Genomic DNA, 14,705 nt, shown 5'->3' with positions numbered 1-14,705 from the left:
GCAATGCTTTTAGCCGTCTCACGGAGCCCTAGTAGTATCCCCCGACGGAGTCCCTGCCCGGACCGATGCCACCTTCCTCTGGCGTCCCTCTATACCTCCAACAAAAAAGCCCCGGTGCCCAGCAAATACAACACTGCCAGACACCAGAGCAAAAAGAACAAATGTCAAGCGGATATCCACAATCCACTTCGCTACTTGCTCATAACCGAATAACTGCTCCACAGCTTATCGCTTTTCGCAGCCCCGCAAAGGACTTAATTGATCCAGTTAAACCTCAATCACTTCCCATACACTGCATTAGACTTACATCCCGAAATATAAGCTTCATAATTCAACGCACTATCATAACGAGCCAAATGCCCCTGCATAACATACGGATTCCTCACAACTGACGCCACATATCCCCCGGACTTCTTCAGGCAAGTCAGATAAGTCCTCATCAGTAGCTGATAATCCCCGATCTGCTGATTCGAAGCTCCACCATTATTCTTCGCCTGAATGATCTCATTCCGAAGCTGCATAGCAGAATTTCTCAAAGTCATCGTATTTGACACCGAAACCCATGCCTGCTTATAACCCTCGATCGTCGGTCCGGGAATCATCGTACCGGTAACTTTAAAGATCATCTCCGCGAGCTCAACATAACAGCTGCCAGTATACCCCTTATGAGTCCATACTGTATCCAGAACCTTCGTCAATGACTTCATCATCATCTTCTTCACTTTCTTCATACACCTGTCTGACGCATAATCCACCATCAGAGTTTTCAGCGGCTGGTCATAATACTGCTTCAAAAGATCGATTCCCCTCTTCAAAGAAGAATCCGCCTGCAGCCGATAACTCAGTCTGTCAAGGCAATCCCTTCCAACCGTAACCAACGTCAGAAAATTCATCAGATAATCTCCAGCACTCATAATAGCATCTGCACTGTTAAAAGTTTTATCAATGGTATCCCACCTGGAAACCCCTTTATCGTTTTTCTTGTAAAACCAATCAAGCATATCATTAAGCTCAGTTCTGCTATACTGCGTCACACCCTCCAGCTTCATAGCCAGCTGATATTTCGTGTCACCATTTTCAAAGAAATGATCCGAAAGATCCTTTGTATTATGAATGATATCATAAGCCTCTGCCAAAGTATCGTTACCATACGTCAGCATAGAACTCTCCGCAGTTTCCACAATAAGCTCCATAGCCAGACTCTGTTTCAGTTTATCATCTGAAAAATCCGTCCCATACGCCTTATTAAACAGATTACACATCGAATACGCAAATCCGTTCAGCATATTGGATTTAACCGTAGCCCAATATGTTGAAGTGCCAAAGCCCGAAGTAGCACTGGTATCCGCACTTAACGCATCAAACATCTCACCCTGAAGATCACCTGTAACCTTGTCAAAACCGGCATTGTTCAGAAACTCCGGATACTTTCTGAAAAGATCATCCGTTGAAAGCTTCGTATCCACGCTGGAATCAACACCACCACCTGCATTAAAGACCACATTCGCTGTCAGCTTCTCATTGCCACCTGCGATTTTAATCTGAGCCCATTTATATTTCGGCCCCGCATAATAAACCTTATTAATATTATTGCAGCCTCTGAATGCATTTGCCTCAACACTGGTCACATTGGAATACACCATTACCGTACGGATCTTAGCACAGCCATCAAATGCACTGCTACCGATCTTCTTGGCATTTTTCGAAATATAGACAGAACCTGAAAGCGAGCTACACCCCTTCATCAGACTTGCGGAAATCTCTTTCAGACCATCCGGCAGATCAATAGAAGTCAACGATTTACAGCCGGAAAAAGCCTCCGCACCAATAGATACGGTCTTACGGTTAAGAGAAACCGATTTCAGTGCAGTACAATTCTTAAACGCCTTTTTACCAATAGTAAGAACACCCTCTTCTGCGATCACAACCTTCTGGATCTTCTGTCCTTCAAAAACACTGTCCCCAAGTCCTTTTACCCGAACCATTTTCATTCCGATCGTGATCGTCGTAGGAACTGTAACATTCACAGCCTTTCCGGTATATTTCATCAGGATCACTTTTCCATCACTATCCTGTTTAAATACCCAATCACTATTCTGGGCTTTTCCTGTCAGATTGATCGTAAATACTCTCTTGGAAGCCAGGTATACCTGATCTGCACTTGTCTTCGTAGTAACCGTCACAACAACTTTGCCCTGGCCTCTCACCATCAGACCTTTGCCGCTTTCATACCACGCCGCTGTTTTTCCGGAATTTGATACTGCGCAGGAATATTTTGCTCCTCCGAGAACTGATATCTTGATCGGCTGATTGAAGTTATCACTGGATATCGTATAACTGTTCTTTCCATCATTCTTTAAAGCCTTGGAAACAAGCTTAATATTCTGACGCCCCTGCAAAACAACCTTCATTTTTTGAGATGCTGCTTTATAATGTTTTGTTTCCGCTGCTCGTACTGTAATAGTTGCAACGCCTGGTTTTTTCAACGTTACCTGCTTTTTCCCTTTAACTATTGTAATTCCTGAAAAATCACTGGACAGACTAATCTTTGGATTTTCCCTTGCAGAAACACTTAAATTCTTTGTTTTTCCAGTCTCTGTCACATTAAAAATGACATTCTTTGTCTTGATTGTCTGTTTTGCCTTTACAATATTAAAGCTTGCCTTTTTACTTTTGGATTTTGCAAAAACGCCCTTACCCTTGATCGTGACGATCACTTTACCAGGTTCTATATTCTTTTTGGAAGGATAAGAAACCGTATAATGCGTTTTCTCTTTTAAAGTCTGTCCATAGAACTTCACTGTAACCTTCGGTGTTTTCGGTTTCCCATTCCAGGTACAGTTTCCTACAGAAATCTTTGCCTTCGTCAAATCCGCCTTTGCCCAGTGAGCATAAAGCTTCTGATCGCGTTTCAAATTGACCTTTGTACCTGCAGTAACCCTTTTTCCGCCTTCCTTCGGTGTTGTATACCACCCCAGAAAATAATAATTCTTTCTGGACGGCGTCGGAAGTTTTCCGTACGCACATTTATTTGTAACCGTCTTTTTCTTATACTTTGACGCAAGCTTCGCATCCTTCGCATTTTTATCAAATGTGATCTTAAAGGTTGTTTTCTCTGTGACTCCCACTGAAACGAACGGTATGGAGAATTTTTTCGCGTAAGCTTCCGCAAAAGAACCTGTAGAACCTTTTATTGCAAAGTCGGATGAAACATTAACAAAAATCTTATCTTCATCCAAATATGTAATATCATTATACCATGCCATTGATTTTACACTTGGCGGAATCATAACCCATTTCAGTGATTTACAATCCTCAAAAACATACTCATTGATTTTCTCCACAGAGGAAGGTAATGCAAGGTTTTCCAGCTTCTCACACTTGTAAAACGCCTGTTTCCACAAAACTTTAAGTCCGCTGTTGATCACAACTTTCTGCAGATTTATACATCTTCCGAATGCAATATAATCAACATCTGTAACCGTTGAAGGAATCTCTATGGATTCGATTCCCGTACATCGGTAAAACAGTCCCTGTGCAATTTTCTTGATTCCTTTTCCAAAGGTTACCTTTTTCAGATTCACGCAATCTGCAAAAGGGCCGCCCATATCATAGTAATTTCCTGTAGCTCCATTTGTCTCCACACCAGCCGGAATATTTACTTCTGTCAGACTCTGGCAGTTATAGAACACACTTATTCCAAGATACTCCAGGGAATCTGGAAGTACAACATTTTCCAGGCTTGTACAGTTAGCAAAAACATTATCACGGATCGTTTTCAGCGTTTTCGGAAGGTCGCGTTCTGATAATTTCATATTTTTGCAGTTCTGAAAAGCTTCTGAATCAATACCCTCCAGCTTTTTGGAAAGAGTCACCTTTTTGAGATTTTTACAGCCAAAAAACGCACTGTACCCGATCCATTTCACACTATCCGGAATCACAATTTCCTCCAGCCCTATATCACCGGAGGGTGCATAAAAAATCCCTCTTGGAACTTCCTCCATTCCGTTGTCCAAAGTCACATTTTTCAGATTTTTACAGCCATAAAAGGGACCTGGCCACTGCCGGTTCGCCGCTGTGGTATCATGGGTCTTCATTTTTGGTGGGATGTTGATCGTCGTAAGACCTGTACAATCTCCGAAAGCTCCTACATCCAGAAATTTCAGCGTAGATGGAAGCTTCACGGAAGTCAAACTCTTACTGTAGGAAAACGCTCCATTATAAATATTTTCCAGGCCTTCCGGAAGAATCACTTCCGTAAGTGCAGAACAACTCCGAAACGCATATGCCTCGATATTTTTTACAGTATCCGGAACAACGATCTTTCTCACACCGGAACACTGCAAAAACAAGCCTTTGGCAATCTTTGTGATCCCTTTTCCAAAGGTGACCGTCGTCAGACCTGCATCTCCCGCAAAAATTCCCGGATACGCCGGACTCTCACCCACATAACCCTGTGTGACCATCGATGCAGGGATATGGATACAGGTAAGACTTGTACATCGCTCGAATGCACCTGCTTCTACCACCACCCCATTATCAGGAATGCGGATGGAAGAAAGGGATGTACAACCGGAAAAAGCTCCTCGTCCGATCTCTTTTACAGAATCCGGAATATTCAGACTTGTCATATTAATACAGTCTGAAAATGCTCCGGTATCGATTCGGACAACCGGCTTGCCATTGATCGAAGATGGAATGTTTCCATTCACATAAGCGCATCTGTCACTTTTTATCTTATTGTTATTCTTATCATAATGGTCATCGTTAATGACCGCTTTGATCGTAACCTCACCTTTTTCGTTAGAAATACATCGCAGTCCGTTCCATTCAAATCCTGCATTATCCGCACCTCCAGATAATGCATCTTCACTGCCATCCTCAAGCTGAGCTTCTTCCACTTCCGCAGATCCAGGATCTTCTGCCAGACTTTCCGGCTCCTCTTCCAATTCCGGATCTGTTTCCGGTTCTTTTTCCAGTTCCGTAGAAATGTCCGCCTCATCCACACCGGACTCTGTCATTTCTGATCCGTCTTCTCCGGGATCATCAACCAGTTCTGCCTCAGAAACATTTGTCTCATCGGATGGCAGCTCCTCCTCTGCATCCGTCAATTCCTCAGCACCGTTTTCCTCAGTTGGCTGCAGTTCCTCTTCCACTGCCTGTTCCACACTCTCTTCTGCTGAAAAATCAGCTGCACTGACCAGCATTCCCGAATCCAGGCTGCCAGCCAGAAGCGTCATTGTCAGCATCAATGCCAGTTTTCTTTTCATACCCAATCCTCCCTAATAAAATATAAAACAGCCATATTTTATTACTGCTTATTATCCTGATTTTCTTTCTGATTCTTTTCTTTTTTCTGAGCAGTACTGTCGGACTCTGCAGAATCTCCCTGCATGATCTTATTCAGTTCCTGGATCATCTCTTCATCCTTCAAACGGAATTTTACCTCTACACGTCTGGACGCATCCTTATCTACATTTCCTTCTGCATCCAGAACCGGATCTGACATGGAATGCCCATTCACTGTCAGACAATCCTTCAGTTCCTGAACCTGTGAATCTTTCAGAAAATCACTCTTAATATCCAAAAGATACTGCGCTACCGCCAGAGACCTCTTCTGTGACAGCTCCAGGTTATAACTGTAATCTCCGTCTGTATCCGTATAACCATCAATAATGATCTCGCCAAGATATTTCTTATAGGAATCATCCAGCAACACCTTACAATATGTCGGCAGCACCATAGACAATGTCATCTTACCGGAATCGGTAAGCTCTGCCTGATCATAATCAAACATAACATTGGCATTCAGCGTCAGCGCACCTGTCTGTGGATCAATATCCACATTGAGGTTCTTTTTTTCAAATTCCTTCTGCAAAGCTTCCACAACCTCAGCTTTCACGCCGATGATCTTGTCGATCTTCTCCTGTTGCTCTTCCAGAAGCTCTGTTTTTTCATCCAGCGCAGACTGCTGCTCTTTCAGTGTATCCTGTTGGCTGGAAAGCTTCTTTTTCTGAGAGGCCAGCTTTTTCTGCTGCGCCTCAAGCGTTTCCTGCTGTTTGGCAAGCTTCTCCGCCAGAGAAGACAGTTCTTCATCCTGAGATTTGATCTGCCTGTCCTTGGACTTGATCTGCTCATCCTGGCTCTTTAATGTTCCCGCCTGCTCATCCAGCGCATTCTGTTTTTCCAGAAGCTCTTCTGTATATTTTTCCTGAAGAGCGATTTTTTCATCCCGTTCCTTCAGACTGTCCTGATAGCTCTTCTGTGCCTGAAAAAGTGTCACACACATGATCAGAACAAAAAGCAGCAAAACTCCTGCCATCATATCCGAATAAGAACGCCAGACATTAAACCCATGCTCCTCCGGCTTTCTTTTTTTGCGCATTGACAATTCCTCTCTTATTTAAATAAACCAAAACGGCTTTTCTGTGCTGCCTTCGTTGCCTCACGGATACTGCGCTCGATCTCATCCAGCAGCGCTTCCTGTCTTGCACCCTGTCCTTCCAGAAGATCCTCCAGCCCCGTCAGCTTATCCTTAAGTTCCTGGATACCGGCATTGCTTCCATAGCCCCAGGGCTGTCCGGCGATCAGATGGATATCACGGTTATTTTTTGCCGTCTTGATCTCAGAAAGAAGCCTGCGTACCTCATCCAGAACACTATTGACCATCTTCTGGCTCTCGGTAAATTCTTTCACTCTGGCTTCAAAATCTTCGATCATCTTCTTATCTTCACGAAGAAGCTCCTCGCTGATCCTATTGGACTCCGCAACTGCTTTCATCCCTTCTGCAGCACTGTCCACATACTGGCGCATAGATGCATTGCAGTTTTTCCAGAGATCTGCGGATTCTTTTTCATTTTCATGCATATGCCGGGCAAACTTTTCGTAATCCTGTTTCTGCAGCTGCTGGATCATCTGATTATCCCGGATAATACGGTCTGCAGTCTTCATATAACTGCTCTGCATCTCATCGATTTCCTTAATGGCATCCTTCATGGCACGTTCCTGCTTCGTAAAAGTTTCACTCAGCTGACTGCTCATGGTCTTGTACAATTCTGATGTATATTCTGTATTCTCCTTCTGCACCTTCTTAAGTTCTGCCAGAGCATCATTAAAATCTTCAAACTGCATCTGAAAGGAACCATGCATCTCGCTTAAAAACGTATCCAGGATCTCCCGGATCGCATCCTGCTGCCCTTTTGTCACAGATGCGGTAAGAACGTCCAGAGAATCATTCATCTTCTGAAAAGTAGGTGTGATCACTTTCTCAAAGCTATCTGCCATCTGCACAGAAAACTGTTCCGCCATCTGTTTCATGGCTTCTGTCTGTGTCTTCTGGCTGGAAACAAGGAGATTCCAGGACTCATTCTCCGCAGTAGGGAGCACCAGTGCGTGAAAACGATCCAGAAAATCCTGCATTGCCTGGGACATCGCAGAATATCCGCTTTTCATCCCAAATGTGTACACAACAGAAAGTGCAACTCCATAAATGGAAGTCAGAAACGCAACTTTGATGCCATCTACAAGAGCGGATACCGAGCTTGTCATCACTTCATAATCTGTGGGCTGGAAATTCTTAAGTCCCCACACAAGACCGATAAATGTTCCAAGGATACCAAGGCTTGTAAAAATGTCCGGAGCCATCTCAAGGAGTCTCTTGTGGATATGTACATCTACATCCTCAATATTCACAAAATCCTCTACTTCAGCGATCCCTTCTTCCGTTCTGCTGATGCTGTCAACAAAATCATCCATCTTTTTGTCGAGATAGCGGTCACCGAAAATCCCTCGCAGCTGCCCAATCTCTTCTTTTCTGGCTCTTCCCGGAAGCTGAAACACTTCTGTGATCTCACCAGAGCCATGCTTCAGTGCTCTTGACAGGTTATCCATCCGATATAAACCTGCAAAAAGCCCCACTGCGTATATGATCAGCATAAGTCCCAGAAATGTAAAATTATAAAGCAGCACATTCCCGGAGCCTTTTCCAACATAAGCAGTCAGGGTTGCCGCGGCCACTGTTACTGCCAGAAACAGCACTGTATTCATAAACTTTTTTCCCATAATATGCCTCCCCTGTCTTTATTTTTGAAAAAAGTTACTCTTTTGTTCCCATACTATCATAACATCTTCCCTAAAACAACCAGAAAGGACAATTCCTTCGCCAAAAGAATTGTCCTTTCGTCTTTTTTCTATTTATACTTTTATACGGCAGGCTGCATCATCGCTGATCAGGATCCTGCGTCCGCAAACACCTACGATCACTCCGCCAAGTATCCTGCTTATGATCTGTACGGTCTTTCCTTCACTGACATCATATTGCCTGATCTGTTCCATAGTCTCCGGCATTCCGGTCATCCACTTGATCGTGTAGCTTTCCCCTGCTTTTGTCTCATTTAATGACTGCATATACTCACCCCATTCCATATATCACATCACTATCAGTAATTATCCTCTATCCGTAGGCGGATATTCGCAATCCGCACTTGGTTAAATGATTTCATATAATTCCAACACAATTCTGCATCTTTATATAATTAGCAAAGTTTAACTTTTATTTTTCTGAATCATTCATTACTTTTATATATTTTATCTCATTTTATCTCAATTAGTCAATCATAACCTGTGAAATTCCACCAATAAAAACAGGCAAAAAAAAGAAACGCAGAACAGCCATTACAGTTATTCTGCGTTTCTCATTATTTTCTATGCATAAACTCTATCTTCTTCCAGAAGCGTTGTCTTTCCATTCTTTACTTCCACAAGATTAACACAGCAGTTTGGCGGCACGGAGCCTCTCCAGAAATTCTCCGGATCAGGATCTACATTCTGAAGAAGAGCACGGACTGCACATCCATGAGAGGCAACAAGAATTGTTTTATCCGCAAGAGTCGGATCTGATGTTATTTCATCCCAGAAATCCTTTGTCCTGGCGATTACATCAAAAATATCCTCGCCCTTTTCCGGTCGTTTAAAATTTACCGGATCACGGAAAAAAGTCTCGATCTGCGGATCGATATAATTGCCATCTGCATCTCTTACCTGATCACCCTCCAACACACCAAAATCGATCTCCTGGATCCGCTTATCCGGTATGATCGGAACATCACGTTTCCCCAGAACATATTCTGCTGTCTGTTTTGCCCTTGAGAGCGGACTTGTAAAACAGATATCAAACTTCACATTACGGAGAGCTTCTCCGGTTTTTTCTGCAAGAAGGATCCCTTCCTTCGCAAGAGGTACATCCGCTGCACCCTGAAGCTTTTTTAATTTATTCCACTCAGTCAGGCCATGTCTTACAATGTAGATCAGCATCAGCTTCTCAGCTCGATTCCAAGTCCGTTAAGACCATTCATGATCTTTTTCATTGCTGCGGAGATCTCGTTTTCACCAAGAGTCTTGTCATGGGCACGGAATACCAGAGAATAAGCCATGGATTTGAAACCTTTCTCAATCTGTGCGCCCTCGTAGATATCGAACAGCTGATAACTCTCAAGAATATTTCCGCCTCTCTGATCAAAAATCTCCTCGATCTGTCCTGCGAGAACTGCATGGGGAACTACAAGGCTCAGGTCACGAGTTACAGCCGGATATTTGGCAATTCCTGTATATTTGTGGTTGAAACCAGCAAATTCCAGAACATCCAGAATGTCGATCACTGCGATATATGCCTTTTCTCCGATAGAGTAATTATCTGCAACAGCCGGATGAACCTCACCTAAGTATCCAACTACCTTACCCTCATAGATCATGTTAGCCTGTCTTCCCGGATGAAGGAATGGTTTTCCGCTGTTTGGATCGTAGGTAACCTTTTTCTTCATTCCGATCTTCTCAAAGAACTCCTCGCATACACCCTTCATATCAAAGAAATCACCTTTTCCGTACATTCCAAGTGTAAACATGGTACGCTCATCCGGAAGCTCTGTGACCGGAAGGGACTTCGGAAGATAGATATTTCCAAGCTCGTAAAGACGAACATCTTTATTACGTCTGTTATAGTTTGTGGAAAGGGATGCCAGCATACCGTTCAGTGTGCTTGTACGCATGATACTGTAGTCCTCTCCAAGAGGATTGCTGATGGTGATGACTTTACGAAGATCACTGTCCTCAGGAATACAAAGCTTGTCAAATACCTTCGGGCTTTCGAAAGAATAGGACATTCCCTCTGAGAATCCGCAGTATTCTGCGATATCTCTTGCAACATCCTGGATACGAAGCTTAAATGGCAGCTTACCTGTAGTAGCCTCTCCTGTAGGAAGTGTCATCGGGATCTTATCATAGCCATAGAATCTTGCAACCTCCTCTGCAACATCTGCATTACAGTGGATATCCTGACGGAATGTCGGTGCAACGATCTCGTCTGTTTTTTCATCATAAGCCAGTTCTACACGTCCAAGATAATCGATCATCTCTTCTTTTGTAAGGCTGGTTCCAAGAAGCTTGTTGATCTTCTCAGGCTCAAATTTTACTCTGGATGGCTCTCTTGTCTCGCTGCAGACATCAACCATTCCGCCTACAACCTCACCTGCACCAAGTTCTTCCATCAGCTGGCATGCACGGTCAATTGCAGCCTGTGCATTGTTCGGGTCAAGACCCTTCTCAAATTTACCGGATGCATCTGTACGAAGTCCGATCCTCTTGGAAGAAAGACGGATGCTGGTTCCATCGAAGCACGCCGCCTCAAAAAGAACCGTTTTTACATCGTCTGTGATCATGGAATTCTCTCCACCCATGATACCTGCGATGCCGACAGCCTTCTCACCGTCACAGATCATCAGAACGTTCTCATCCATGATACGCTCCTGGCCATCCAGTGTGACAAATTTCTCATCTTTTCCTGCACGGCGTACAACGATCTCCTGATTTGCGATAGTATCCAGATCATATGCATGCATTGGCTGTCCAAACTCTTCCATTACATAGTTTGTGATATCAACCAGGTTGTTGATCGGGCGGATTCCATTGGAAGCCAGACATCTCTGCATCCACTTCGGGGACGGACCGATCTTGACATTTTTTACAACTCTTGCGCAGTAACGCGGGCAAAGCTCCGGATCCTCTACAGTAACCTTTACATAATCGGAAGCTTTCTCATCATTTTCCTTAACCTCTACAACCGGCGGGCAGAATTTCTTCTGGAAGGTTGCTGCTGCCTCTCTTGCGATTCCAAGAACACCGTAGCAGTCTACACGGTTGGAAGTGATCTCATACTCAAATACCACATCGTCAAGGCCAAGTGCCTTAACAGCGCTCTCACCCACAACTGCGTCCTCAGGAAAAATATAGATTCCGTATTCCGGTGCTTCCGGATACATTTCTCTGGTGCTTCCAAGTTCCTCGATAGAGCACATCATACCAAAGGACTCAACGCCACGGAGTTTGCCTTTTTTGATCTTGATCCCTCCGGGAGTCATTTTTCCATCATGGCCGCCTGCAACACGTCCGCCATCAAGAACAACCGGAACCTTATCTCCTTCTTTTACATTTGGAGCGCCTGTTACAATCTGCACACTCTCAGTTCCGATATTTACCTGGCAGATGATCAGCTTATCTGCATCCGGATGTTTCTCGATCTTATCGATCTGGCCGATCACGATCTTATCGAGATCTGCATCCAGCTCTGTAAAGCCCTCTACCTTTGTGCCTGTTAAGGTCATGGCATCTGTATATTCCTGTGCCGTTACATCCAGATCCGGCACATATGTTTTAATCCAAGATAATGAAGTATTCATTTTGGTTGTCCCTTCTTTTTTCTATATTTACTGTCAGACGGATACTCATGATCCGTGTTCACTGTTTTAGAACTGTTTCAGGAATCTGCTGTCGTTCTCATAGAGAAGACGCATATCATCGATCTCATATTTCAGAAGTGCGATACGCTCCAGACCTACACCAAAGGCAAATCCTGTATACTCATCCGGATCGATTCCGCACATACGGAGAACATTCGGATGAACCATACCACAGCCAAGGATTTCGATCCAGCCGGAACCTTTACAGAAACGGCAGCCTTTTCCGCCGCATTTGAAGCAGGAAACATCAACCTCAGCGCTTGGCTCTGTGAACGGGAAATGATGCGGACGGAATTTGGTCTTTGTCTCCGGTCCGAACAGCTCTTTTGCAAACTCCTGAAGGGTTCCCTTAAGATCTGCAAACGTAACATTCTTATCAATAACAAGGCCCTCGATCTGATGGAAGGAAGGTGAATGTGTTGCATCTACCTCGTCAGAACGGAATACACGGCCAGGTGCGATCATACGGATCGGAAGCTTGCCTTTTTCCATCTCACGTGCCTGCACCGGTGATGTCTGGGAACGGAGCAGAATGGAATCATTGATAAAGAATGTATCCTGCTCATCTCTTGCCGGATGATCCTCCGGAATATTCAGCTTTGTAAAGTTGTAGTCCGCATACTCAACCTCCGGACCTTCCACAACCTCATAGCCCATTCCGATGAAAATACGCTCAACCTCTTCCAGAGCGATAGTATTCGGATGGCGATGACCGATCTTCGCTTTCTTTGCAGGAAGTGTTACATCGATCACTTCTGCCTTCATTTTTTCCTCACGGACCTTCTCCTCGAAATCCTTTTTGGAGGCTTCCAGAAGTTCTTCGATCTTAGCTCTTGTCTCATTGACAAGCTGTCCAACCTTCGGACGCTCTTCCGGAGCAACATCCTTCATACCTTTTAAGATTGCAGTAAGCTCACCTTTTTTTCCAAGATATGCAACACGCACATCATTCAGCTTATCCAGGCCCTCGGATTCCTCGATCCGTTTTCTGGCATTTTCAGCCAGTTCCTGAAGTCTTTCTTTCATATCCATGGTCTATTTCTCCTTTAATTAAAATGATCAAATGATCCGCCGCCCACCCCGAAGATCCAGATATGGGCAATAAAAAAACCGTCCCTTATAAAAGGGACGGAATATCCGCGGTACCACCCAGTTTCCCATGAAAAGATCACGGGCACCTCTTGTCTGCTTAACGCGCAGCTTACGTCATCTCCTACTGTTACTTCAGAGAGGAAGCTCCGGTGGGAAATTCAAGAACCATCTGAACCCGGGGAAGCTTACAGCCGGTGACTTCCCTTCTCTGTGAGAAAATGATCCTCTATAAACACCTTCACAGCTTTTCTGTCTTTTAATACTATGCCACAAGGTCTGCCTTCTGTCAAGCGCAAAGTCAGGATTCTTTGGAACTGTTTTTTTCATTTTCTTTCTTGGAAAGAAGTGTTTTTACAGATCTCTGGGCCTTTCGGAATTCATTTTCAAAGTAGGCATTGATCTCCGCCCCGTAAAGAAGCAGGTTCATACACACATACAGCCACAGCATTACCATGATCAGCGCAGTCAGACTTCCGTACATATTTCCAAAATTCGGAAAAAATTCAAAATACAGGGAAAATCCATAGGAAAATATCATCCATGCCACTCCGATCATAAATGCACCCGGAAGCTGGCTTTTAAAGGTTGCCTTTCGGTTTGGAAGCACTTTATAAAGGACCAGAAACACTGCAAACAGCACGGCAAATACAAGCAATGTCCTGGCCCCTATAACCTTGGCCAGCAGCCTCCCGAGAATCGGAATGGTTCTCTGTGCAGCTACTTGGATCCGATTACCAAGAACCAGGACCAGAAGAGTGACAATGATCGCCAGCACAAACAACAGCATATAAAAAACCGAATAGATTCGGGTCATCAGCCAGTTTCGGGTTTCCTTTACATGATAAATGGTATTTAAGCCATTGGTGATCGCCTGCATTCCCTTTCCGGACGCCCAGAGCGCCATCAGCGCAGACAGCGGCACGATGGCTGTACTTCTTTTGTATACTTCTACCACAATGCTCAGCACAAAGGTCTGCAGATTTCCGGGCACAAACCCGATGATGGCATCCCTGACAACATTATAGCTTAACGGTGTATAACGGATCAGCGTTGTAAGAAACAGTATAAACGGGATAAAAGACATGATCAGAAAATACGCTGCCTGGGCCGCATATGCACTGACATGATCTCCGTTTGCTCTGCGCACAAATCCCAGCATGAGCTGGATTATATTTTTCTTTTCCTCGTCCATGCTGACCTCCCTCAGGTTTCTTTTTTCACCAGGAAAAACGTTCAAATCCGATCTTATCCTGGATTTCCGGAAAAAGCTTTACTTCCGGCTGCAGGCTCTTATGTTCACCTATCATCTTTTCCATCCATACCATATTATACCAGCGGTTAAACTTATAGCCGCATCTGTGGAACTCTCCCACACGCTTATAGCCGAAATGTTTATGAAAATCCACACTGGCACTGGTCAGGTATTCATCTTCTTTTGGTGCAACTGCAATACAGGCGTTCAGGTTCAGAATTCCCATCTCTGCAAGAAGACTCTCCAGGGCTCGATAGAGTCTGCCTCCTGCACCGCTGCACCGCCGGTCATGTCTCACATAAACAGACATCTCCGCACACCAGCCATAAGCAGCCCTCGGATGAAACGCAGAACCATAGGCATATCCCAGGATCTCTCCGTTCTCTTCTGCCACAATATACGGATATTTCGCCTTTATATCATGGATCCGATGCGTAAACTCTTCTATGGAAGGTGTTTCATATTCAAATGTGATCGCAGTTTTTTCTACGTAGTAGGAATAAATTTCCAAAAGTGTTGCTGCATCCTTCTCTTCTGCCACACGTATCTGCATTGCCTTCTCGCACCTCTTT

At 44.3% G+C, this 14,705-nt stretch carries 9 protein-coding genes and 1 other annotated feature; all 9 genes read right to left on the bottom strand.

The annotated features are described in order from the left end of the window. Positions 1–278: 278 nt before the first annotated feature. Positions 279–5,270, bottom strand: a complete 4,992-nt coding sequence (locus tag ACTNDQ_RS13165; RefSeq protein ID WP_441064812.1) for a leucine-rich repeat protein — start codon at positions 5,268–5,270, stop codon at positions 279–281. Positions 5,271–5,311: 41 nt separating this feature from the next. Then, positions 5,312–6,385, bottom strand: coding sequence for an OmpA family protein (locus ACTNDQ_RS13160; RefSeq protein WP_278797034.1), 1,074 nt, complete (start codon positions 6,383–6,385; stop codon positions 5,312–5,314). 14 nt (positions 6,386–6,399) lie between these two features. After that, positions 6,400–8,061, bottom strand: coding sequence for a MotA/TolQ/ExbB proton channel family protein (locus ACTNDQ_RS13155; protein WP_441064811.1), 1,662 nt, complete (start codon positions 8,059–8,061; stop codon positions 6,400–6,402). Positions 8,062–8,193: 132 nt separating this feature from the next. Continuing rightward, positions 8,194–8,406, bottom strand: a complete 213-nt coding sequence (locus ACTNDQ_RS13150) for a ferrous iron transport protein A (RefSeq protein ID WP_044962386.1) — start codon at positions 8,404–8,406, stop codon at positions 8,194–8,196. 297 nt (positions 8,407–8,703) lie between these two features. Then, positions 8,704–9,312, bottom strand: a complete 609-nt coding sequence (locus ACTNDQ_RS13145; RefSeq protein WP_021652918.1) for a histidine phosphatase family protein — start codon at positions 9,310–9,312, stop codon at positions 8,704–8,706. Beyond that, on the bottom strand, positions 9,312–11,729 hold the full coding sequence (gene pheT / locus ACTNDQ_RS13140) for a phenylalanine--tRNA ligase subunit beta (RefSeq protein WP_279200181.1): 2,418 nt from the start codon (positions 11,727–11,729) through the stop codon (positions 9,312–9,314). Before pheT ends, ACTNDQ_RS13145 begins: the two co-directional genes overlap by 1 nt. Positions 11,730–11,795: 66 nt before the next feature. After that, complete coding sequence (gene pheS, locus ACTNDQ_RS13135) at positions 11,796–12,815, bottom strand: phenylalanine--tRNA ligase subunit alpha (RefSeq protein ID WP_044962388.1); 1,020 nt, start codon at positions 12,813–12,815, stop codon at positions 11,796–11,798. A gap of 95 nt (positions 12,816–12,910) precedes the next feature. Next, positions 12,911–13,132 (bottom strand) — a binding site (T-box leader). Positions 13,133–13,179: 47 nt separating this feature from the next. Beyond that, complete coding sequence (locus ACTNDQ_RS13130; protein ID WP_441064810.1) at positions 13,180–14,073, bottom strand: YihY/virulence factor BrkB family protein; 894 nt, start codon at positions 14,071–14,073, stop codon at positions 13,180–13,182. A gap of 25 nt (positions 14,074–14,098) precedes the next feature. Next, a complete protein-coding gene (locus ACTNDQ_RS13125) occupies positions 14,099–14,686 on the bottom strand; it encodes an N-acetyltransferase family protein (protein WP_441064809.1) in 588 nt (195 codons plus the stop codon). Between the last annotated feature and the right edge of the window lie 19 nt (positions 14,687–14,705).

Source organism: Blautia massiliensis (ex Liu et al. 2021), assembly GCF_052064225.1.
Taxonomy (GTDB): Bacteria; Bacillota; Clostridia; order Lachnospirales; family Lachnospiraceae; genus Blautia_A; species Blautia_A fusiformis.
Note: the sequence above shows the minus strand (reverse complement) of the source record. Positions and strands in the feature narration are given on the sequence as shown.